Here is a 22,604-nt window from a genome sequence, read left to right as displayed (position 1 = left end):
CTCAATCACTCCTTAAAGATGACATTTTTTTGCACATGGTAACTAAAGAAAAAGAGCAGGCAATCGACGCCTATTTTTAACAACACAGAATCCCCGATCGGCAGGATCAAATAGATCAGGTAGACGAGGAAAGAGGACAGCAAAATCTGTACGATCACTAATAAAAAATACTGCAGCATACTGTTCTTTGTCCGTTGACCAAAAACAAGCTCGCGATTGATGTAGTAATTGACGATCGCCGAAATCAAGCGGGCACCCAACGAAGCGATCACGATGGAGGACAGATCGATGACAGACAAGAAATGGATCAATAACGCATAGGCGATCACATCGACAAAAAAGGAGACCACAGATGAAAACAAATACTTCAAAAAGACGCTATAGATAGCGACGGAATCTGCCAAGACCCGAAAATGGGAAGAGGCATTTTCTTCAATATAGATAGTGGCGATCGGTTGCGAGAGAATCGGCCACCCCCGTTTCTGGGCTTCGATCAACATCCGCGTTTCATATTCAAAGCGCTCACCTGAGATCGCCAACAAATCTGTCATGAATTTCCGAGGGAAAACCCTTAAGCCCGTCTGCGAATCCTCGATGGCAAGACCAGTCGCTAAACGTAGGATATTTCGGGTCAAAATGTTGCCGAACTTACTCCGCAAGGGCACTTCTTTGCCAAAGGATCGGGTCCCTAAAATAATACTGTCGGGATGGGCTTGGGCCTTTGCTAAGCAAGCCATCATATCGGTATACTCATGCTGCCCATCCGAATCAATGGTCACCATAAATTCAACAGCTGGCTGGTTTGTCAGCACTTCAGTGAGAGCGGTTTTGATGGCTGCGCCTTTTCCCTGATTCTTTGGATGGGTCAAAACCTGACAACCAAACTGCTGTGCCAATGCCGAAAAGACAGGCTGATAAGCAGCCCCACTGCCATCATCCACGACCAAAATCGGCAGGTGCTGGTTATGCAAACGAATTTTCTCCACCAGAGCCAGCAGTTTGTGGTCAGGTTCTAGCGAAGGAATCATGATTAAACTATTTTCCATATGCGCTCCTCATTTAAGGTAGTATTTTTGAAAATAAAAAAGAAAAGAAGCCAACCCCGTCAGTAAAGACAGAGTTGGTCGCGACCGCTGCGCTTGGCTCGATACAATGCTTGATCGGCTCGTTCTTGTGTTTGCTGTAGCAACTCGCCCTTTTGCCGTTGTGCGATCCCAATCGACAACGTGATGCTGACCGAATCGCCTGCATCCAAGATGATCTCTTGGTAACGGATGCGCTTTTGGATTTTTTCGAGGAGATAAGCAGCAGCCTGTGCATCTCCTTGGATCAAGATCGCAAACTCTTCCCCACCGATGCGATAGACCGGGTTGCTCGCCGTACAGTAGGTCGAAAAAATACGAGCGATTTCTTGCAAAATCACATCCCCAGCACGGTGTCCGTAACGGTCATTGTAATTTTTGAAATGATCGATATCGATCAAAGCGATCGATAAGTCCACCTCGGTCGTGTCTAGGCGTTGGCGGTCATCTTGAAATTTACGGAAGTTGTTCAACTGCGTAAGATCATCGATTTTGACCAATGCCAAAATGCGCTGCATATCATTTACTATCGAGTAAAGGAAAAACGCCAACGTATAGGCGAGAATGCCATAAACTATATAAATTAGGGTCGTTTTTTGAATATCACCCGTCAGATAAAAACCAAAAAGAAAGGAGATAGCGATCAAGTAGGTAATTGATAGGAATAACTCTTGTTTGTCAGTAAATCGCCGTTTGGCCCAAGCATGCAGAAATGTCAGTGTCACTATCAAAAAAAACGTAAGATATAAGTTCAACCAAGACGATTTTGATACTTCAAACAAGAAACGCCCTAACGCTAGATTGACCATCGTCGGTACGGTCACCTTCCACCCCAGATATTTCATGGAAAAAGCGTAAAGCAAAAAGCGCAGGTCAAATCGCGTTTCGTATACGACGTAAGAGAAATTCATCATCAGCATCCCCACCACGGTTTCACAAGCAATCGCAGCTGCGATCTGTTTCGCTTTGAACGTCCCTTGGCCAACGAATCCGTCACTGATTTTGAATAACAAATAAATATTGATGATAATTGCGCCTAAATTTGCGAGTGTATTGACAACCAGCGTATTTGCCATTTCCTGTGCTTCCTTTCTAAAAAAAAGAACCCTTACTTGCTGATTCGACGGGACAATTCCAGAAACATTTCATTGGAAAAGCGGACAAAGCATCAAGTAAGAATCACTATTTATTATTGACAGTTTTTATCACTCTTGATTTAGAATAATTTACCAGAAATTATACATAGTTTCAATCTTTTTGTTGATATGCGAAGATTCTCAAGATAAATAAAAAAAGCAAAATGTATATTTTTTAAATAAATAACATTATTTCTTTATTATTACTAACTTTTTGTGCATAAAGATTTAATTCTTTGTGAATTTGTGCAAATCATTTTTTCATTATTTTTTTACGTCTCAGGTAAGGTGCACACCCGATTTCGACCACTTTGTTTTGCGAGATAGAGTGCTTGATCGGCTCTTTCGACAGCTGCCAAGATATCGCCATGACAAACGGTGCTCGCTTCAACGCCGCAAGACAAAGACATCGTCCCTTTTTCAAAATTGGCGACAGGAAACATACTGCTGGAAATGGTTTGACACAGCGTCGTCATCGCAGCTACGGTCTTTTCTTTGACATCCCCTTCGATGACGACACAGAACTCTTCGCCGCCATAACGATAAAAGGAAAAGGTCTCAGCAAAATGCGCCTCTAAAAAAGTAGTAGTCCGTGTGGCAAAGGTTCTCAACAGCTCATTTCCAGCGATATGACCATAACGATCGTTGACCTTTTTGAAGTGATCAAGATCGATCATGGCGATCGTCACAGTCTTTTTCTGTGAAACGGCTTGAAGCAGATCGTGGTTATAGGTCCCATAGTTGAAGCAGCCGGTCAACGCATCGATCTTACTATTCGCCAACTCTGCCAGTACTTGGTACTCTTCGCCTTCAATCAACCGATGCAGCCACATAAAGCCGCCCAACAGCACAAAAGAACCAACAAGTACTGCCAACATCGCTTCCCAGTCATAGGTCGTCGTATGATGGACCAACATCGAAAAACGCGGTGAGAGCAGACAGGTCAAAAAATACATCAAATAAAATTGCTGTTGCGGACGCAGCGGCTTGATTTTTGATAAGAGAAAATCAAGGACAAAGACGCCGACACCTAATAGTGGTAAATAAAAGGCTTTGCCAATGTCAGAAAAACCGACAAACAGTAAATAGAACACGACCATACACGGCGTTATCAAAATCAAGATCTTGCCACGATCACCATAGAAAAAATGACTCGCAATAAAAGCAGTTGTGTATTGATAACAGATAAACCCAACTGAATTCATTGAGAAAGAAAGAATAAAATACAAATGCGTAAACGTCAGAATACCAATAATAAAATACTTAAATGGACGAGAAACCGATATTTTTTGCACACTTCGTACAAAAACATCTGCGGTCACCAGTAAACTGGCAATCATCAGCGGCAAACCAAACGCCAAGAGCACGCCTCGTTCTAACATTCCATCACAATCGCTCTCCTTTAGACCATAAATATCCTTGTTGTAAATGAACCCCCATCTCAAGCAGCTGCGCCATCTTATCGCGGGTCTCGATGCCTTCAACGATCAACTCAAGCTGATACTTTTTGGCGACCTTCAACCAACAGGTCAAGAAACTAAACCCGATCTCCTCATCGAGCTGAATAAACGGCAGTAGTGAAAATTTCAAACAATCCACATTTTCAAGATTGGCAAAGACCAATGACAGGGTATTTTGGCCACAGCCGATGTCATCGACAGCGATCACATAGCCATAGGCTTTGATTTTTGCAAGGGCAGTAGACAAATCAAAAGAATCATGCTGACCTTTTACAGGATGCTCTGTTAATTCGATCTGCAACTGCTCTTTGTGGGCAGTCATCCCCTCAAAAAAGGTCCACGTTGACTGCCACAGCAGCTGTTGTGGATGAATATTGACACTAAAGCGGGTTTTCGGCTTTTTTTGGCACAACCGTCGCAGCTCCTTGGCATACCACCCCATCAACTGCTGGTTGCCGCTTTCAGATTGAATCATTGCGCTGAATTCTTGTTGCGGAAAGCGGTTGTTTTTCTCGCTGCGCAGCAAGACCTCATAGCCGTTCACCTCTTGCTGACTTAGCGATTCTACCTGCATGATTGGTTGACATAACAGATAAAAATTGTCTGTGTTTTCCCAAATTGTTTCATTTCCCATCTTCGTTAAGCCCCCATCTAGTAAAGTTATCACTTCCGAAAATTGGTCATATTCGTATCATCGCTCGTTCATAGTCCTTAGAAAAAGAAGCTTCAAAGGAACTGACTTGCCTAAGTATACCAAATAGAGCCGCAGTTCCCCAACTATTTTAGATGATTGGGCAGAATTTTTTGTGAACGATTGGACAGAGATTGCTATTTCCACCCATAGTTCCCATTTCTTCTGACGGTTGGAATTCTGCGCTTTTCTTGTATCAAAAACGCTGTTTCTGGCTGACTTACACGTTGGTCGATTGGCGGTTTTGACAGCTTCTTCTGCTCATCCTCATAAAAAAGCCAGCTGAACAGGAATTGTTCAGCTGGCTTCCTTTTTCTGTTAATAAATTAAATAGTCAGAGGCACCGGCTTGCTTGATCTCGATCACCAGCTTATGAGGCAGGCAAATGCTCGTCTGCCCATTGCGATAGATCCAGCTGGTTTTGACAGCAATCTGGTCGGGACTATTGTCTTCACGAACTCGGATCGCGCCATCTTTGATCTCGACGATATTGTACTGACCTTCTGCTGGATAGTAGGTTTTTTCCATCGCATCGATTTCTTCTAAGTTAAAACGGTCAACCTCTTCTCCATTGATCCGCACGATTGCATACCGATCGCCGGTATCACTTTGAGCTTGTGCTTCAAATAGAAAAAGCGGTAAAAAAGAGCCGACAACTAACAGAACAAACAGCAGATAATCATAGGGCTTTAAAAGTTTTAAAAATGGCTGGATCGTCTTTTTCATCACATGTACGCCTTTCACGGTTCATTCACTGTTGCTTTTTAGAAGGTAATCGCTCTTCAAAAAAAGCAGTTAGGTCGATGATCTCTTCCTCTGTGAAGGTTTCTTGCTCCCATTGGGCAAGGATTTGTTCTTGCAAAGTCAAATCCATTTCCCAAAAATGCTCGATCTTCTTGAAATGCTTTGAGTCAAAGGAACGAAACACGGGGTAGATCATCAAAAATTCTTCAAAGGTAAGATCCCAGTCCTCAGTATAATCTTTAACGACCCCTTCTGACAAGGCTTTTTCCGTCGGATCGCCGTTTTCTTTGATCAAACCTGCTTCGTAAAAATGGCGATAGATTGCCTCTTTGGTGATCTCTGGATGAAATTTTTTACTGTGACGATAGGCTTCTTCAATCAATGACGGATAGATGATCTCCATTTTCCCCCTGCTTTCTGGAAGGCGTCATAAGACGCCGTTAATTCTTTTCGATTGGGTGCTGCGCTTTATATTCTGCTAATGATACATGGTGGCTGCGCTTGAAGGTTCCTGTTGTCCCATCAAACGAAATCGCTGGTGCTTTGACGCCATAGTGGGTCCGGCGCTTATTCTTTTTTGCTTTTGATGTTTTTCTTGCAGGTACTGCCATGTCATTTCCAACTTTCTTTCACTTTCTCATTATGCACGCAGCTGCAATGCATTTTTTCGTTTATTTCGCTTAAATTCATGAATGATCTTTAATGCGCGTTTCCTTGTTTTGATGTTCGGGCTCTTTAAACGTCGATACGCACTAGACAAGTCCGTTTTTTCCATATTGACTCCTTTCTGTTACCAGCTTGCTTTTGTAACGCCGGGAATTTCTCCGAGATGTGCATGCTTACGGAAATTGATCCGTGACATGCCGAATTTATTCATGTAGCCGCGTGGACGACCATCGATCATATCCCGTTTCTTCAAACGCGTCGGATTCGAATCCTTCGGTAGTTTGGCCAATGCTTGGGTATCTCCTTGTGCTTTTAGTTCTTGACGTACTGCTCGGTATTGTTCGATCAGTTGTACTTGTTTGTTGTATTTTGCAATTTTTGATTTTTTTGCCATTCAGTTATTTTCCTTCCTATTTCTTGATTTCACGAAAAATCGCTCTGCGCCGCAACTTTGGTGAATATTTTTTTAATTCTAAACGTTCCGGCGTATTGCGCTGGTTCTTATTGGTCAAATAAAGTCTTTCCCCTGTCTCCACACATGCCAAAATAATATTGTTTCTCATAATAACCAGCTCCTTTCTCTTGCGTCACACCAAAAGAACGCTCAAAGTGTAACGATTACGTTTTGTATCATATCACACTAAAACACAGGAAGCAAGCAAAACTATTTCTTCTTTTTGTTATTTAACACGTGAAGAAAACGTCATATGAATTTGTTTTCAACCGTCGCTGTCATTGGCGGCAAGATATCAGGAACCTATAGCTTTTGATCGCGCAAAAAAATCACCTGATCTTTAAGAAATCACTGGTTGGGCTTTTCAAGCAGCCCAAGTCGTGATTCTTTGTCAGGTGATTTCATTCGGTTAATTTACTGATTGGTTCTCATGTGACTCAAGCCATTCACTAATCGCCTGCAAGCGTTCTATCCGCAAGTTCGGCAAGCCATTGCGTGATAAACCATGAGAGGATTGAGGAAACAGCATCAGCTTCGTATCGACGCCTTGACGTTGCAATGCCATGTAAAACTGCTGTCCTTGTTCTTGCGGACATCGCAAATCATTTTCCCCATGGAGGACTAGCGTGGGTGTCTTGACTTGGCTGGCATAGGCCAAAGGCGACATCTTCCAAAGTCCTTCGGTCTGATCAAGTTCCCGCAACAATTGGAATTTGACAAAGGCAGGTCCAATGTCACTCGTCCCATAAAAGCTGATCCAATTTGAGATTGAGCGTTGCGTAACGGCCGCACAAAAACGATCGGTATGGCCAACGATCCAGTTGGTCATAAAGCCACCATAACTGCCGCCAGCCACATGGATGGTGTTCGTATCGATTTCTGGATGGTTTGCCACCACGGCATCCACCCCTAACAGCAAGTCTTGATAATCTTTATTGCCATAATCACCTAAAATCGATTTGACAAATGTTTGACCGTATCCTTGCCCGCCACGAGGGTTCAACAAGATGACCCCATAGCCATTAGCGGCATGGACTTGCATCTCATGGAAAAATGTTTCCCCATAACAGACCTGCGGACCGCCATGAATGTACAAAATCGCTGGATGATTCTCCTTTGTTTCGGTCGGAGGCAAATACCAGCCTTGAATTTGCCAGCCATCTGCTCCTTCGTACCAAAACGCTTCAGGTTTACTGATCGTTAATTGTGACATAACTGCTTGGTTAGGATCATAGAGATCGGTTACTTCGCCACTTGTTAAGTCAATCAACGCTAAGCGACTAGGGATCGTTGGCGTCGCATAAGCAACAGCAAGTTTGGCTTCTGAATAGATCGCCGCATCGAGGATATCCATTTTTTCATCAAGGAGTTTGGTCCATTCTCCTTGGGTCGTGGCACGGTACAATTGTAGCTTGCCATGTTCTGTTACGGGTACAAGGAATGTGTCATCCGTCAACCAGGTGATCGCTACGCCACGATTTTTTTGTTGAAAATCACTGATGATCGCATTGCCAAAGGCAACATCTAACTCCTTGGAAAGATTTTTGACTGCTTTCGTTTTTAAGTCGATCAAAAACAAATCATCCAAGGTCACAAATCCGTAAGAGAGATCATTGCCTAATAGTAACAGCTGATCATTGCGCGCAGCAGCAAAAGTGTAGGTTCCTTCTGGCAGGATGTTTTCTAAACTTTCTGTCTTTTTCGTCTGGCTATCAAGGAGACAAACCTTCGAGCCATAGTCCCATTCATCTTCTTCCTCTTTGTCAAAGGTGAGGAACAACGTCTTCTGATCATCCGCGATGCCAGAAAAAACAAAGGGAGAATCATGCTCAAAAATCAGTTCCGTTTCTTGTGTCGCGATCGTTTTTTTGACGATCGAATGTTTTTTTTCTTTTAAAAATCCGACGCCATCCGCCAAATAATTGACTTTCGTAGTAGCTTTTACTTCTGGAAATTCCTTTTGCTTGTCCGTCTTTTCTGTGTCGTCTTGATTCTCTGAGACCGGCTCTTCTTGTGCCAGCTTATAATAGACCGCCGTTGCGTCTTGCTTCCAAAAATAGTCCCCCAGACCCTTCTCAGTGACAAGTGCTTGGGGCTTGCCTCCGGACACTGGCATCGTCCATAACGTACTTTCACCTTTCTTTGGATCGGTCGTCACAAAACTGAGCCTTTGCTCATCTGGCGAGACCTTTAGGTTGTTGTGGGTCGTCGCTTCGGTGCCCCACTCACGCCGTTCGTTGGTCTTTGGGTCAATACTATAAATCGCTGAATCATACGTATTAGTCTCTTGGTTGACTGCCGTTTCCAAGTAAAAAACCTGATTTTGCCCCACTGCAGGCTGCGCAATCGTTTTCAGTTCAAACAGTGTCTCATTCGTTATTTTTTCCATCCGTTTCCCTCCAAAGATACGTGTTTTCGCAGTAACTATCTACTAGTATATCAAAAGAAACGAATTTTTCTGCTTTTTTCCCGCCTTTTTTAATAGTGAAATCCTCGCAGATTCGCTACTTCTTCAAAACCAGCCGACGTCCCTGTCTGCCGCAAGATCTCCTGCCCATTTTCTAAAAGGGTCAAGGCAATTTCCGTACTGGCGCTTTCGCGAATGATCCGATTCATTTGCCCAATAGAAGGTGCTAACAACGAATGGCCTTCTTTCGTCAACACTTCGATCGTCAGCAGCCACTGTTTTTGTTTGAGATGGATCACTAAACGGTCTTCCGTACGTTTGACATCATGAATCTTTGCACCATGATAAGTAGCAAAACGATATTCTTGGCTGCCGACTTGCAGAACACAAATCGTTCCCAAAAAAGCAAAACCAGCAAAGGGAATGTCGGCTGCGGAGAAAAAGAACCGTACATCTGGCGCATCAAAGCTATTGCACTGAACCCAAATATAAGCTGCTGGAAAGGAGGTACCCCAGTCTTTTTCCAAATAACCGATCCCGTTCGTAAAATCGATTGGTTCTTCGTTCCAGTACAGCGTACCTTCTAAGGTATGACTCATGCTCAAGACACCGTGGTAGCACTCCATAAATGACAGATACGAAAAAGGCCCCATGATACTCGGCGCATAACGTGTCCGCTGAATCGGTTTGTGGTCGTTATATTTTACTGCTCCTTGTACTTGGAGATCGTTATTTTTTAAAGAAACTTGAATGCCTGCTTCACTAAAGATATTGTCACCAATCGTTACTTTTCGCTCCTCTTCTGAAACCTGAAAATCAGTTTCTGGAAAGGAGAAGTAATGCGCGCCCTCATGATTGATCACTTGAATGAACACTTCTTTGGTACCGTCTTCTTGAATCGAAAGACCTGGAATAAAAGCATAGACTTCTTCACCAATTTGGTGCTTATGGTACCAGCCTTCAAAAAAAGCGGTCTGCTTGTCGTGGCCGTGAAAGAACCGATCTGTTGTCAACATCTTGATTTCCCTCCGTTTCTTTTTTAAGTGTAGCATGAAGCAGAAAGATTCCTCAGGATAATGCTTTTGTCCATGTAAAAAAGCCAGAAACAAGCAACACACTTGTTTCTGGCTTTGCTTATTGCTTTTTCATCACTCGACGGGTCCACCAGAGAAAAATAAGAAACCCTACAACGAGCAGTGTCAAAAGTCCGCCGGTCATCCACGATGGATCCCCATTGTGATAAAATGCCATGGCTTTTTGCAGGCAACCAAGCAACACAAATACCCCCAGTAGAAAAACGATCGGATAAAAAGCTTTTTCTTTGCGTGATACAACAAAAACGATCGCCGCTACCAGCAAACTGCCAACCAATACTACATCAAAAGGAAATGCGATCGTCAGGAGCCACCAGTTTGGGGTCAGCAGATTGATCAACAGTGAAAGACCAATCCAGCCACTCACAACGAGCCAAAGGGAGCCAAAACGAATCACCTTGCTTGTGCCCTTCTTTTGATAGATGGTTTTGCTGATGATCGCAAAAATCCCGATGACCGCTACCACAGTTATCAATCCTGTTAAAAGATAATCCAGCAGGTTAAGAACCAGTGGTCCTTGATTTGTAAAATCAGCTATAAACTTGATCCCCCAACTGATACCAACCGCTAGATATGCCAATTTGAGACGCTCTTTGAGATTGCTCTTTGGCGTGTTTGCCAACAGTTCATCTGCCACCCCTTTCGGATCATTGCCAAAATAGTGTTGCGCCTCTTCTCCATGAGTTTGTGCTTCTAATAAATCCATTGCAATCGCGTATACCTGCTCTGTGACTTTATGCTCATCGTAAAAAAGGCTGGAAAGTAAGAGGTAGCTTCGAAAATCATCAAAAAATTGGCGATTTTTCTCATTGAATTGTTGCTCGATCAGATTGGTTTGCTCTCGCCAATAGGTCGTCTCTTGTTTATTTGCCATGTTTCCTCACTCCTTAAATAATCCTTCGACTTTCTTCATTAGGTTCGTCCATTGTTCTCTAAATTGTGCCAAATAGTCTATGCCTTTCGGGGTGATCGAGAAATACTTGCGATCAGGTCCTTCAGGTGATTTTTTCATCTCAGAGGTAATAAGTTCTTGTTTTTCCAACTTCTGCAGCAAAGGATAGATCGTGCCGCCAACGATCGTTTCAAAGCCTCTTTGCTTCAGTTCCTGTACCAGTTCATAACCATAAATCTCTTTTTGAGCAATCACTTGCAAAACACACCCTTCCAAAACCCCTTTTAGCAATTGCGTCTCTTTCACGATTTCCCTCCTTTGGTTCCTTTATCTAGTTTGTTATACAAACTAGTGTTGTACCCAGTATACGTGTTTGTCACTAGTTTGTAAAGCATACTAGTAGAATAAAAAAATCTCCTAAGAAGATTTTTCTTCTAGGAGATTTTTTTATCAGATGATTCAACGCTTCACCCCGCGTTGATAGGAATCATTGTACGCTTGAAAGGACTTATCGTGAAGTTTCGCCGCTGCATCTGCCAACCAGTTGACATTTCTGATCAATGCGCGGCCTTGTAAAACCAACTCCACTTGATTGGTTTGCAAAAGATATTCGCAAAGATCAGGATTATCCAATAAACCGACTGCTGCTACGGGAATATCGACCACTTGCTTGATAGCTGCAGCAAAGGGCACTTGATAGCCATCATAGATCGGAATATTAGGCTTTTTATCCACCACACCGCCTGTGGAACAGTCAAGACAATCAATGCCATCTGCTTGAAGCCATTGGGCCACTTGCTGCCAATCTTCCAACGAATTTTGGCGTCCTGGTTCTTCATAGTCTGTCAGTGACAAGCGCATCCACAAGGACCCAGAAAAGACTGCTCGAACTGCTTGTACCGTTTCTTTTACAAAGCGATACCGATTCTCTAAGGAACCACCATACAGGTCGGTTCGTTGATTGACGAGAGGCGAAAGAAATTGATCCATCAAGTAGCCATGAGCCCCATGAAGTTCGATCATCGTGACACCCGCTTTGGCTGCTCGTTGGGCAGCCTGAACAAAACTATCTTGCACCCGTTTGATCTCCGACAGGGTCATTTCTGACGGTAATGGGTAGCGCTCGTTAAAGGCAACGGCACTTGGTGCCAAAGGATTGGTGGCATCAACTGCTTTTCGTCCTGCATGGCTTAGTTGGATGCCTACTTGCGCATCGAACCCATGCAGCAGTTCCACCAATTTCGTCAGCTCTGTTTGCTGCTCTTCATTCCATAACCCTAGATCATTGTTTGTGATTCGTCCGTCTGGTTCAACGGCAGTCGCTTCAATAATGATCAAGCCGACTTTGCTTAATGCTCGTGCCCCGTAGTGAACAAAATGAAAAGGCTCCGCAACACCGTCTTCTTTTTTTACTTCATACATACACATCGGCGACATAACGACGCGGTTGGCCAATGCTAAATTCGCTAGCTTCACTGGTGACAATAATTTGGACATGCTGACACTCCCTCAACGATTTTTCGCTTTGTATTTTTCTCTATATTCAGTATAAACAGCCCCTTCAAAAACACAAGCAATGACCCTTTTTCTCATTTTTAAAACAAAAAAATAGACGCATTCTGCTTGCTCCCATGACATTGGAACAATCAGCTGCCTCTTCCCACTATTATTATACCGCATCCAGAGTCAAAAAAATAGACTAGTATTTTTGGTGGATGCTCGTATAATTGAGATACTTTGGAGAATGGATGTGAGTCTGAATGAACGACCTAAAGGCTGAAAAGAAGCATCTCGCAGACACGTACCAGCAATTGCTGACGCGAAAGACAATGCTGAGCAGTTTCTTGACTGAAGGCAGAAAAAAAGATCGCCTTGCGATGCAAAGCATCGGCGAAGAGATTCGCTTAAACTTTGATAATTTTGCTGACCGTTTAGATACTTTTGCTGCCATCGAAAGTAAGAACCGTGAGATCGACCAAATGAACGCCGCTCTTCAATCTGCTGAATGTGAATTAGCTACCATCGACCGTCTACTGGATAGTCCCTACTTTGGTAAAATCTCCCTACAATTTGAAGATGAGGAAATGATAGAAGATTTTTACATTGGGATCAATGGTTTTGTTAATGAAAATAAGGAAGGGCTGATCTATGATTGGCGCTCCCCTATTGCCGAATTGTTCTATGCCAAACGCTTGGGCCCGGTCTCTTATCAAGTGAACAATCAGACGATTTCTGCTGCTCTTGAACATCGCCGACAATTTATTATCGAAAAAGATCACATGAAGCAAGCCTTTGATACCTCAGTCGCGATTCAAGATGAAGTGTTACTGGCAGCCCTTGAAGCCAATAATAGTCAAAAAATGCAAGATATCACTGCTTCGATCCAACACGAACAAAACGTCATCATCCGTGACTTAGCGCATAAAAACCTATTGGTCAACGGTGTTGCTGGAAGCGGAAAAACGTCTGCTGTCATGCAACGGATCGCCTTTTTGCTGTACCATTTTCGTGAAGAGATGACCGCAGAGAATGTCTTGATCCTCTCCCCGAACTCTCGGTTTATTGATTATATTTCGCAAGTGCTGCCTTCCCTCGGTGAAAAAAATCCATTGACGCTGACCATGCGCCAGTTTTGCCAAGCATTTCCTAGCGTTGACTTAGAATCGGAAGAGGCGTATTTTGACCGCATCCAGCAAACACCCAATGAAGCAATCGACCTTTTGCGCAGTGCGGACTTCAGCCGCTTTCTTCAATCCTTGAGCAAACAGCTGCCAGAAGAACTTGTGCTTCAGTTTAAACCAATCAAAAGAAAAAACGTCGTCCTTTTTTCTGAAGAAACGATCGACACTTTCTTCCAAGAGACACCGAAACAGGCATCCTTGCGCGATCGCATCCAAGCAGTCAAAAAGAAATTGGCTTACGCTTGGGAGGAACGACTGCAAAAAAATGCCTTAGCAGCAAATGTTCACGACCAAGTTCGTTCTTTGACTGAAGACGAACAGCGCTCCCTATTAGGGACAGTTTTAAAGGATGATTCAGAAAAAACAATTCAGAAAGCAGCCATTCGCCTCCTGAAGAAAAAATACGCAACGGTTTCCAAACAAATCAACGACCTTACTTGGTTTGATACAAAACGATTGTTAGCAGACAGTGCCGACTATTTTACTCACGGACAGATCACTTTGACGCAAACAACAAATAGTTTGGATTATACCGTTTGTCTATTGCTGATTCGTCATTTGCTCGCCGAAAAACAACCTGTCCCTGCGTTACGCTATCTGTTTATCGATGAAGTCCAAGATTATACGCCAGCACAAATTCAGTTTCTATTATGTCTTTTTCCTATGACCGCTTTTACCCTCGTGGGGGATCAGCAACAGGCGATCTTTACAAGTGCCATCACCGTATCAGAAATCCAAACGTTATTTCAACAACAGGCGAAATTCCTCGAAACGTATCAGCTGACTACGAGTTATCGTTCTAGCGGTGCAATCACGCGGTTATTTGCCCAAATGCTACCAAAAGAAACCAATTTAAACATCTCTGCCGTTCGACCAGAAGGAAAGTTGCCACAGTTTTATGCCAATCTGCCTGACGTTGCGTTAGTAGACATAGTAAAAGAACTTAAGCAACCAGTAACGATCATCACCAAAGATAGTCGATCCAGTGAGGCGCTCAAACAGTTCTTCGATAAACAGGCCGTGTCATTTCATGGAACGGTTTTACCGATTCATCTTGCCAAAGGATTGGAATTTAAGCAGGTCCTCTTACATGATGTCTCAGAAGAAAATTATCATACCGATCAAGACCGGCGGATTCTCTACACGGCGATTTCTCGTGCAATGGAAGAACTGGTGGTAACTTCAAAAGGAACCTTTTCGCCGTTTCTCCCTCCTTGCTAGTAGATCGAGAAACCTCCTATTTTCTATAGAATCTTGATGAGATTTGAGAGAACCCTGTCTTGCCTCTCTGAGTAGTTCTCTTATCTGACTGATTTAGAAAGCTATCGATCAAATAAAAAAGCATCAACGCGATTGCGTTGATGCTTTGCTTTTGAATTGATTAACGATGGATGTAAGTATATCCAGATGCGTTCATCGTAGCTCTATTTGGTCCACCAGGACTGTCAAAGCCCATTCCGCCTTGAGAGATTGTGATGGTATTGTTTGATGGGTTGTATGATTCAACATAAGCAACGTGTCCATAAACTGGATCAGCAGTCCATTCGCCACCAACTGATTGACCAGCGGCAAAGACTACAACGGCACCGGCTGCTGGTGTACCATTGACAGTGTACCCATCAGCTGCAGCTGACGCACCCCATTGTGCTCCGTTACCCCAGTAAGTACCTACCCATGGTGCAACACTTTTCACATACCAAGTACATTGACCCCAAGCATACATGTTACCTGAGCTTGAATGATCTTTTCCGCCGCCAGTAGAAATACTTCCGGTAGAATTATTATTTGATGAAGAGTTTGAGTCTGAGTTACTTGAGCTTGAATTGCTTGAACCAGTGTTTGAAGAGCCTGCGTTCGATGAACTTGAGCTGTTAGAACTGCTGGTATTGCTTGAGCTTGTGTTGCTTGAAGAACTACTTGTTGCTGTTTCAGTAGAAGCTGTTGTATTCTCTGTCGTGCTTTCAGTTGATTGAGCAGCAGCTTCTTGTTGTGCTTCTTTCAAAGCAGCAGCTTGTCTTTCTTCTTCTGCTTTTTGAGCAGCAGCAGCTTCTTGTTGTTCTTTCAAGATACGTGCTTTTTCAGCTTCCGCTTCTTGTTTTTTCTTATTCAATGCATCTTTGTCTTTTTCAGCAGTCGCTTGTTCTGCTGCTAAGTTTGCTTTCAAGACATTTAAGTCAGCTTGTTTTGCTGCGATGGCATCTCTTTGTTGGCTAAGTTCTGCTTGGTTCGCAGCAACTTCTTGGATTTTGCTTTCGTTTTCTTTGACTTTGTCTTCAACATCTTGTTTGTCTTGTTTTTGTTGTTCAACTAAATCATTGTTTGCATTGACGATCGTTGTCATCGCTTGTACGCGACCGATAACATCCGTTAAAGAATCTGCTTCTAAAACAGCATCAATGAAATTGGTGCTTTGACCGTTAACTTGCACATCACGGGCTTGCTTTTGGATTGCTTCTTCACGTTTGGCAATACGCAATTTCAATGTTGCGATTTTGTCTTGCAATTTCTCAGCTTCTTGACCTAACTCAACTTGTTTCGCTTCTAATGAAGCAACTTTTGCACTCACTGTTTCAATTTCTGCTTCTAGAGAATCGATTTGTGATTGGGCGTCAGCTTGCTGACCTTTAAGAGAATTGATTTTTTGGTCTTGCTGCTCGATTTGATCATCAATGGAATCTGCAAATGCTAATGCAGGTGCTGCAACTGCTGTTAATGTTAGTGAACACACCATTAATGCTGATAACAAACTATTCTTCACTCGTTTTTCCTCCGACTAGCTGGTTGATTTGACAGATGAACTGCCTTTATAAAAACTTAATTTTGTCTAAGAAAGTTTAATGTTCGATTTAACGACAAATGAATTCTACCATAATGATATGACACACAGATAAAGGAAATGTTACAAAAATGTTTCAATCTAACACTCCCTTTATCTCAACGATAAATAACAAAACAATTAAAGACCGTTAAATCAACGTTTCTGAATAAATTACCGCGTTTTCTTTTCATTTTCATCATCAAAAATAAAATCAATTCATGTTATCTTTATCAAAATTAAGGCTAATTATTCAAGGATTATAACTTGATCACAATTATTTTAATAAAAAAAACTATGAAAACAAGAAATCATTCAAAAAAAGACCATTTATGTGACAAGATCCCTATTCCTTTCTATAATAAATAAAACAAGCGAGGAGGGAATCGCGATTCGTACACACAAAAAATGGTTTTGGCCATTGGCACTACTTACACTTTTTGTCACCTGTTTCCTGTTATTCTTTCAATTTCGTAAGGTGCATGAAGCCGATACTCCATTGCAACAGGCGAGCAACAGTGAGTTTTGGCTCTTAAGTGATATTCATTTTCTTTCCTCCACGCTCCATGATAACGGCGCAGCCTTTCAGACCTTCACAAAGGGAGCTGCTGGCAAAGAGATGACGTATCAAGAACAATCGATCGAGGCCTTCACCGCTCAAGCCTTAAAAGAGAAACCCACAGGAATTATTTTGACCGGTGATATGACGCTCAATGGCGAGAAAGCAAGTGCCCAAGAGTTGGCAAGATTGCTTGAACCATTGCAAGAAGCTGACATTATGGTTTTAGCATTACCTGGCAACCACGAGATTTACAATGGTTGGGCGCGAGCATTTAAAGGTGAAAAGGAATACTACGCAGATCAAATCAGTCCTGAGGATTTTCAAACGATTTTTGCTGAAGGTTACGAAAAAGCCAACAGTATCGACAAGTCTTCCCTTAGCTACAGCATTCAGTTAAACGACAAGTATCGTCTCTTTTTGCTCGATTCATGTATCTACGATTCTGAGGTTAATTGGGATGATCCTACTACGAATGGTGAGTTAAAACCGGCTACTCTAACTTGGTTGGAGGAGCAATTAACCCTGACGAAAGAAGCGGAGCAAGTACCACTGGTCTTTTTGCACCATAACTTGTTTGGTCATAATGAACTCTTACAAGACGGTTATGTTCTCGACAACGCCTCTGAGACTGTCGCTTTGTTGGAACGCTTCAACGTGCCAGCCGTTTTCTCTGGTCATATCCACATCCAAGACATTAACGAAGGGAATGATTCGCTTTATGAAGCAGTCACTGGGTCTTATTCAACGGCAGAATTAGGCTACGGCGTCCTTTCTCTTTCTGACAAGGAAATCAACTATGAAGCTCGGCAGATTGATCTCGATGCTTGGGCGGCTGAAACGAAGCAAACTGATGAACAGTTGCTGAACTATCAAAACTACCAGAAAAGTATTTTTGAAAAAGACACCGACCAACTGGTCCGTGACCAATTGTCCGCAGTGTCTGAACTGTCAGATGCCCAGATGACAAAACTTTGCACGTTTGTCACGAAGTTGAACACTGCCCTTTTTACTGGCAATGATACTTACTCAGCCGAAGAAAAAGCTGCTATCAAAGACTCCGAGGAGTATCAGTGGTTAGCGACCTATTCTTACTTTTTGAAGCAATATGTCGATTCAATGCTGGACGATCAAACCGATGATCGCAAGCTGACGATCCCCCTCACAACAGAATAAAGCTAAAAAGTGTCTTCTTCCTTTCTTTTAGGAAAAAGACACTTTTTCTTTTCTAATGAACGATAGCCCTCTCGTTTGGGTAAACGAGAAGGCTATCTGACGAGTCAATATTTATTCTTTGAAAGTGCAGCATACTATTACTACTATTATTTATTTCTCATTTAAACGATACAATCCCTAACCTCTATTGTATCCTTGTAACTCTGAAGTTACGCCAGGTTTGAATAAATTTCTTCAAAACAAGTAACGTGTGGTACAAAAATATTTGTCGCTTATCAATAACTATACCACGCAACTAGGCGCCGACGGAAGTAAACTAACTTATTCTTAATCATTACTTAAAACAAAAGGTATTGTTTTCAAACAGTGTTGCTCCTTTAAGAATTCTACGTGAAGCGATCAACCTTCCTGTCATGCATATCTGCTAACCATTCCTATAAGGGAATTCCTTTTATTCAATAGGCAAGTCGTGCTGTTTTAAGAAAGATAATTTATCCCAGTAGCCTCTTTGAAATAAAATTTTATCATTTACTATTTGAAAAAAACCGCAACCTCTCAAACCTAAGGGGTCACGCCACTCTAAAATTGCCCATTGTCCATCTTCGAAAATGTTTTCAACGATACAAACCATTTTTGCGTTAGAAAAATCTTGCTCAAACATCTGCTTGATCGCTTGTTTCCCAACAACTGGCTCATTAGCAACCTGGTGGTTGATTGCATTCTCATCATATAATTCTGAAATACATTCTACATCTGCCTGATTAAACGCATCAACCCATTGGCAAAGTATTTCTTTTGGCTTCATATAAATCCCCCTCGAAATGTAATCATCTTTGTTCCCATCTCCAATAAAAAAAGCAGCTAATTTGTACCAATATATTCTACTTTTACAATTCATTCAAGACAATATCGATGAAACGAATAAGAAATATCGATCTTTCACATCGATTACTCTTGTATAAGTACGGGGTACCATATATTGAATCGTAGCATGTTCCGCTTTACCTGTTTCTTTATTCCATTCACGTGAGTCATGCCATTTGAATCACTAGTAATCATTGCTTTTAATGGTAGCAACGCTACTAAACCTATTCAACCACTTTATTAATTTATTGAATAAGGTATACAACCCCTCTTTCTTTTTATACGCTTATCATCGAATGAGAAATCATGGGTAAGTATACCGCGACGCTTAGGGCTAGTTGAATAGTGAAATCAAAGATGTACTATTTACCATGTCAGGTCCTCAAAACCTGCAACTATTCTCTTGTAGCAGATCATCAACACCCGATCCATTTCAATATTTATATAAAATAAAACAAAAAAAAGCGAGAACCCAATGGATTCTCGCTTGTTAACGTCAATTAACCTTTAACGATGTTTGTTGCTTGTAAGCCACGTTGGCCTTCTTCAACGTCGAAAGTCACTGCTTGACCTTCTTCTAAAGTTTTGAAGCCGTCGCCTTGGATAGCTGAGAAGTGAGCAAATACATCATTGCCGTCTTCACCTGTAATAAATCCAAAACCTTTATCTGCATTAAACCATTTTACTGTACCGTTATTCATAAACGTATACCTCCATATTACACATCGACTGTGTTTATTTGTTTGTAATAGAAAATGATGTGTAATTGAAGTGTGTATCAATAGAAAAGATAAACAAGTATTAACATATCAGAACTTTACCTATTCATCATAGCATGGTTAAAATAAAATAGCAAATAAAGTTGGCTTTTTTTCTTGATAAAAAGGTAAATTGTTAAGAAACCTTATGATTCAGTTGCCGTTTTCTCTTGCCTCCAAGGCTTTACAATCTATTATTGGATTATCCTACTCGATACTTTTCACCACCTGAACTGATTTCAGGGATCGACATACCAAAACCGCCAGCAGCATTTCGGTTGAAACCCAGTAAAACGAAAAAGCGGTAGAACAGCTTCCAGCGCTGAGGATTGCTGATTTTTACGGTACTGATCCCGCCACGGTGATTACAAAACATGATAGTAATACCAGCTTTTTGGAATTGATACAGCACATATTCTAAATCACGGCGCATTTTGTCCGTCTGAACAAGGATCTCGCGGATACCATGCTCTAAAAGTAGATTTGCGGAAGGAAAATCTTGCGGAACAACGCACCAGCGATTATCAAACTTGCCTGATTTCCGTTTGATTTTCGTTAAACGATTGCCATCCAATAAAAATACTGGATTGGCATCATCTGCTATGCGGTTTTTATCAAAAGCATATGCGCCATCGACAACTGACTGAACAAGGTTTCTCATCGGAACGATGGAGGAACTGCCGCCATTGACCCCATTAAACAGCAATACAGGGCAATAACCCGATAATGCGGCTGTCAGCCCTGCCTCGACACTTTTTTCTCCCGGCAGATCAACGATCACTGCTCGTCGTCTGCGGTACTTGGCCCAAGGCGCTTTTTTTAGTTGAGAAAAAGCGCCCGGCTGTTCATCAGTGATCCCCATAAATACCACCGGTTTTGTCCAACGTGTCCATAGCAATCGCTCAGCCGTCCATCTTTGGTAAAGATATTGGGCGGCGTCATGATTTTTTCTCACATTTCCCCCTCCTTTTTCCGATGAATCAGTACTGGAAGATCTTGCGCTTTTTCATCGATTCGAGCATAGGAACTGATACGACCATAGATCCCAGCGAACTTGCCATCAATTACAAAAACGCCTAAACACAAATGAAACGCTCGCCCGTCTTCTGTTAAAATCGGTTGACTGTCAAACCGCTTTTGAACGATCCATTCCTTTTTAAAACGCAATGCATCACGACGGATTTTTTTAAACTCATTTTCCGACGTACGTTCACGAATTGTAATCGACTCCCCAACTCGACCAAAAACTGGCTTATACAAATAGTCGCTATCTTCATAATCAAGAGCCTCCACAGCTTTTGTCTCCGGCAAAAGCTTGTTCCATAAGGTTGGCTGCCCCAAATGTTGAAAAAGCAGCGGCAAACGTTTGGACTGGGTCAAAATCGCAAAAGGATGATTGCATGATACCGTACTCGTTTGATAAAAACCTTGCCACTGCGTACGAAATGGCAGGCACAGCATCCATTCTAAAGGAAAGAAACGGACGATTCCTTGAATGTTTGTCTGATTATCCTTTTCATAGGCAACTCCCTCACGAAAGCTTAACCGATCGGGTGCCAAGTAGACAGCTTGGTATCCGTTATGCTGGAAATGATCCCCCATAAATTGCATCACTTGCCGATCATCCGCGTAAGAAGTCGCATGCACAAAAGCGATTCTTGCCCCTAACGATATCCTTTTTTTAAACGCCAGCAACAGATGCTCTGACACTTTTTGGCTTTCCTGTACACCTGTTAAATATCTCTTAGCGAGCTCTGGCAAAATCGAACTTTCCGCAAAACCACCGGGGACATCACTGTTTACTTCTGAAATTTGCCATCCTTCAGTCGTGGGATGAAAGTCAAACCGCATCAAGCGGATGTGCCGTGATGAATCATAGTTCCGATGTTTTTTGAGCTGGTTTCTGATTCTTCTTGGCAGCTTCAGTGCATTGATCAATGAACGGTCTGCCAACAGCTGCGCTTCGATTGCTGTTGTTTCAGCGGCCAGTTCTTCTGACAAGGCCGCCAGTTCTTGCTCCGTCTCTTCATTCAAAACTACGGCATATTCACTGACCGTATTGCTGTCATAGACTTGCGGATCCCATTTATACCCTTGAAAAATCACCTGTTGCCGATAAGAGGTATACTGTTTATCTGGTATTTTTATTAGCTTGATTTGTTTTTTCGTCGATAGCATAAAATCATCTCCTAAAAAATGGATGGAAGCAGCGATATGACAGCCACACTGTACAGCAAATAGAGAGCGCCGACGAGCTTGGCGATCAAGGCAAATCTTTGCACATTGTTTTTCGCATGTGCTTTTTGAAAACAGAAATATTCAAAACACAAGGCTATTAAAAACAATGGTAAAACTGGCCAAGCAGTTGAAAAGTCGGTCACGGTAGCGACTGCTGAGACCCAATCCCCTCCAGATGCTCGTGCAAAGATCAGTCCAGAAGCTGCCAAATAACTGCCGAGATGTATGCCGCTAGGCCAAGTACGTTCTCTGACAATTTTCGTGATGACTTGCGTACTTGTGTCAAAAAGATGAAGCAGTAACAGCCATAGCACCGTCCCAATTCCACTAGCAAGAACGATCGTCCACCATCCCGGTCCATCACCAATATTGCCGCCAGCAAAAATTACGCCGATACCTACAAGAGCACCGGCAAGCACTGCAACTGCGCCTTTATTTTCGCCTAGTAATGCATCATCTCTGTAGGAGAACTCGACTGCCAGCAAAACACCATTTAAGCCTAAAGCCAGCCAAGTAATTCCCATGAAAATATAAAAATAAATATAAATTCCTTTAACATCCCAAGATGCAGCATTCAGTAAAATCAAGAGATACAGTAGCGTCACTAGCAAAGGCAGGCTTGACAAGTAAAGGAATCGGCCATAATGTTTAAAAAAACGAGCGTTGCGATAAATGCTCAAATACCAGCTTCGAAGAAACCGTATGCTGATAAAAATACACAAGAGAAATAGGATCAATTCTGGTACGGAGTAAGACAGGTGGTGATAGAAAAAGCCTAAGATCATCAGTACTGCAAACAAAAAGATTTGTAAGTAAAACGAAACCAACCCCTCCTTCTTGTCAAAATATTCTGCAAATGAATCATTATTCTTCATTTTACCGAAGAA

At 42.3% G+C, this 22,604-nt stretch carries 23 protein-coding genes; 2 read left to right on the top strand and 21 right to left on the bottom strand.

Features of this window, described 5'->3' with window-relative positions; genetic code table 11:
* Nucleotides 1-5: 5 nt before the first annotated feature.
* From IGI77_RS04870 to IGI77_RS04800, 15 genes are all read right to left on the bottom strand, one after another.
* The gene (locus tag IGI77_RS04870; protein WP_151195853.1) at nt 6-1,046 is read right to left on the bottom strand and encodes a bifunctional glycosyltransferase family 2/GtrA family protein; all 1,041 of its coding nucleotides are present in this window, start codon (nt 1,044-1,046) and stop codon (nt 6-8) included.
* A 59-nt stretch (nt 1,047-1,105) separates the two neighbouring features.
* Nucleotides 1,106-2,158 carry a GGDEF domain-containing protein gene (locus IGI77_RS04865; protein ID WP_005225346.1) on the bottom strand — a complete coding sequence of 351 codons (1,053 nt, stop codon included), beginning with the start codon at nt 2,156-2,158 and terminating at the stop codon, nt 1,106-1,108.
* A gap of 332 nt (nt 2,159-2,490) precedes the next feature.
* Nucleotides 2,491-3,600 carry a GGDEF domain-containing protein gene (locus tag IGI77_RS04860; protein ID WP_015509170.1) on the bottom strand — a complete coding sequence of 370 codons (1,110 nt, stop codon included), beginning with the start codon at nt 3,598-3,600 and terminating at the stop codon, nt 2,491-2,493.
* 4 nt (nt 3,601-3,604) lie between these two features.
* Nucleotides 3,605-4,312: an EAL domain-containing protein gene (locus tag IGI77_RS04855; protein WP_223597448.1), complete on the bottom strand. Its 708-nt coding sequence runs from the start codon at nt 4,310-4,312 to the stop codon at nt 3,605-3,607.
* A gap of 375 nt (nt 4,313-4,687) precedes the next feature.
* A complete protein-coding gene (locus IGI77_RS04850) occupies nt 4,688-5,095 on the bottom strand; it encodes a NusG domain II-containing protein (protein WP_005237322.1) in 408 nt (135 codons plus the stop codon).
* A gap of 25 nt (nt 5,096-5,120) precedes the next feature.
* A complete protein-coding gene (locus IGI77_RS04845; protein ID WP_142964261.1) occupies nt 5,121-5,516 on the bottom strand; it encodes a hypothetical protein in 396 nt (131 codons plus the stop codon).
* A gap of 37 nt (nt 5,517-5,553) precedes the next feature.
* Nucleotides 5,554-5,724, bottom strand: a complete 171-nt coding sequence (gene rpmF, locus IGI77_RS04840; protein WP_005225341.1) for a 50S ribosomal protein L32 — start codon at nt 5,722-5,724, stop codon at nt 5,554-5,556.
* 29 nt (nt 5,725-5,753) lie between these two features.
* Entirely contained in the window at nt 5,754-5,888 is a 135-nt protein-coding gene (locus IGI77_RS04835) for a putative metal homeostasis protein (RefSeq protein WP_005237325.1), read from the bottom strand.
* Between the two features lie 15 nt (nt 5,889-5,903).
* On the bottom strand, nt 5,904-6,173 hold the full coding sequence (rpsN, locus tag IGI77_RS04830; RefSeq protein ID WP_005225340.1) for a 30S ribosomal protein S14: 270 nt from the start codon (nt 6,171-6,173) through the stop codon (nt 5,904-5,906).
* Nucleotides 6,174-6,189: 16 nt separating this feature from the next.
* A complete protein-coding gene (gene rpmG / locus IGI77_RS04825; protein WP_005225339.1) occupies nt 6,190-6,342 on the bottom strand; it encodes a 50S ribosomal protein L33 in 153 nt (50 codons plus the stop codon).
* A gap of 300 nt (nt 6,343-6,642) precedes the next feature.
* Nucleotides 6,643-8,622 (bottom strand): prolyl oligopeptidase family serine peptidase, encoded by a 1,980-nt coding sequence (locus IGI77_RS04820; RefSeq protein ID WP_438769600.1) that lies wholly within the window; start codon nt 8,620-8,622, stop codon nt 6,643-6,645.
* An 89-nt stretch (nt 8,623-8,711) separates the two neighbouring features.
* A complete protein-coding gene (locus tag IGI77_RS04815; protein ID WP_034858240.1) occupies nt 8,712-9,656 on the bottom strand; it encodes a tocopherol cyclase family protein in 945 nt (314 codons plus the stop codon).
* Between the two features lie 118 nt (nt 9,657-9,774).
* The gene (locus IGI77_RS04810; protein ID WP_438769599.1) at nt 9,775-10,608 is read right to left on the bottom strand and encodes a hypothetical protein; all 834 of its coding nucleotides are present in this window, start codon (nt 10,606-10,608) and stop codon (nt 9,775-9,777) included.
* Nucleotides 10,609-10,614: 6 nt separating this feature from the next.
* Nucleotides 10,615-10,932, bottom strand: coding sequence for a PadR family transcriptional regulator (locus IGI77_RS04805; protein ID WP_008377296.1), 318 nt, complete (start codon nt 10,930-10,932; stop codon nt 10,615-10,617).
* Nucleotides 10,933-11,085: 153 nt separating this feature from the next.
* Nucleotides 11,086-12,123 carry an NADH:flavin oxidoreductase/NADH oxidase gene (locus tag IGI77_RS04800; protein ID WP_438769598.1) on the bottom strand — a complete coding sequence of 346 codons (1,038 nt, stop codon included), beginning with the start codon at nt 12,121-12,123 and terminating at the stop codon, nt 11,086-11,088.
* 263 nt (nt 12,124-12,386) lie between these two features.
* On the opposite strand from IGI77_RS04800, the gene IGI77_RS04795 reads away from it, so the two are divergent.
* Nucleotides 12,387-14,528: a HelD family protein gene (locus IGI77_RS04795; RefSeq protein ID WP_438769597.1), complete on the top strand. Its 2,142-nt coding sequence runs from the start codon at nt 12,387-12,389 to the stop codon at nt 14,526-14,528.
* A gap of 160 nt (nt 14,529-14,688) precedes the next feature.
* Here the strand turns inward: IGI77_RS04795 and IGI77_RS04790 are convergent, their stop codons facing one another.
* Entirely contained in the window at nt 14,689-16,065 is a 1,377-nt protein-coding gene (locus tag IGI77_RS04790; RefSeq protein ID WP_034858235.1) for a CHAP domain-containing protein, read from the bottom strand.
* Between the two features lie 391 nt (nt 16,066-16,456).
* Here IGI77_RS04790 and IGI77_RS04785 point away from each other — a divergent pair, with 391 nt between their 5' ends.
* A complete protein-coding gene (locus IGI77_RS04785) occupies nt 16,457-17,857 on the top strand; it encodes a metallophosphoesterase (RefSeq protein ID WP_438769596.1) in 1,401 nt (466 codons plus the stop codon).
* Between the two features lie 451 nt (nt 17,858-18,308).
* Here the strand turns inward: IGI77_RS04785 and IGI77_RS04780 are convergent, their stop codons facing one another.
* The 5 genes from IGI77_RS04780 to IGI77_RS04760 form a co-directional block, all read right to left on the bottom strand.
* On the bottom strand, nt 18,309-18,662 hold the full coding sequence (locus tag IGI77_RS04780) for a nuclear transport factor 2 family protein (protein WP_060792883.1): 354 nt from the start codon (nt 18,660-18,662) through the stop codon (nt 18,309-18,311).
* 559 nt (nt 18,663-19,221) lie between these two features.
* Nucleotides 19,222-19,422 carry a cold-shock protein gene (locus IGI77_RS04775; protein ID WP_005225331.1) on the bottom strand — a complete coding sequence of 67 codons (201 nt, stop codon included), beginning with the start codon at nt 19,420-19,422 and terminating at the stop codon, nt 19,222-19,224.
* Between the two features lie 259 nt (nt 19,423-19,681).
* Nucleotides 19,682-20,434, bottom strand: coding sequence for a hypothetical protein (locus tag IGI77_RS04770; protein WP_438769595.1), 753 nt, complete (start codon nt 20,432-20,434; stop codon nt 19,682-19,684).
* Nucleotides 20,431-21,657 carry a glutathionylspermidine synthase family protein gene (locus tag IGI77_RS04765; RefSeq protein ID WP_438769594.1) on the bottom strand — a complete coding sequence of 409 codons (1,227 nt, stop codon included), beginning with the start codon at nt 21,655-21,657 and terminating at the stop codon, nt 20,431-20,433. Before IGI77_RS04765 ends, IGI77_RS04770 begins: the two co-directional genes overlap by 4 nt.
* A gap of 11 nt (nt 21,658-21,668) precedes the next feature.
* Complete coding sequence (locus IGI77_RS04760; protein ID WP_128431744.1) at nt 21,669-22,544, bottom strand: hypothetical protein; 876 nt, start codon at nt 22,542-22,544, stop codon at nt 21,669-21,671.
* Nucleotides 22,545-22,604: the final 60 nt, after the last annotated feature.

It is taken from the genome of Enterococcus sp. DIV0213h (assembly GCF_051711285.1).
In the GTDB taxonomy this organism is placed as follows: Bacteria; Bacillota; Bacilli; order Lactobacillales; family Enterococcaceae; genus Enterococcus_D; species Enterococcus_D casseliflavus.
This window is presented reverse-complemented; position numbering and strand designations above follow the sequence as displayed.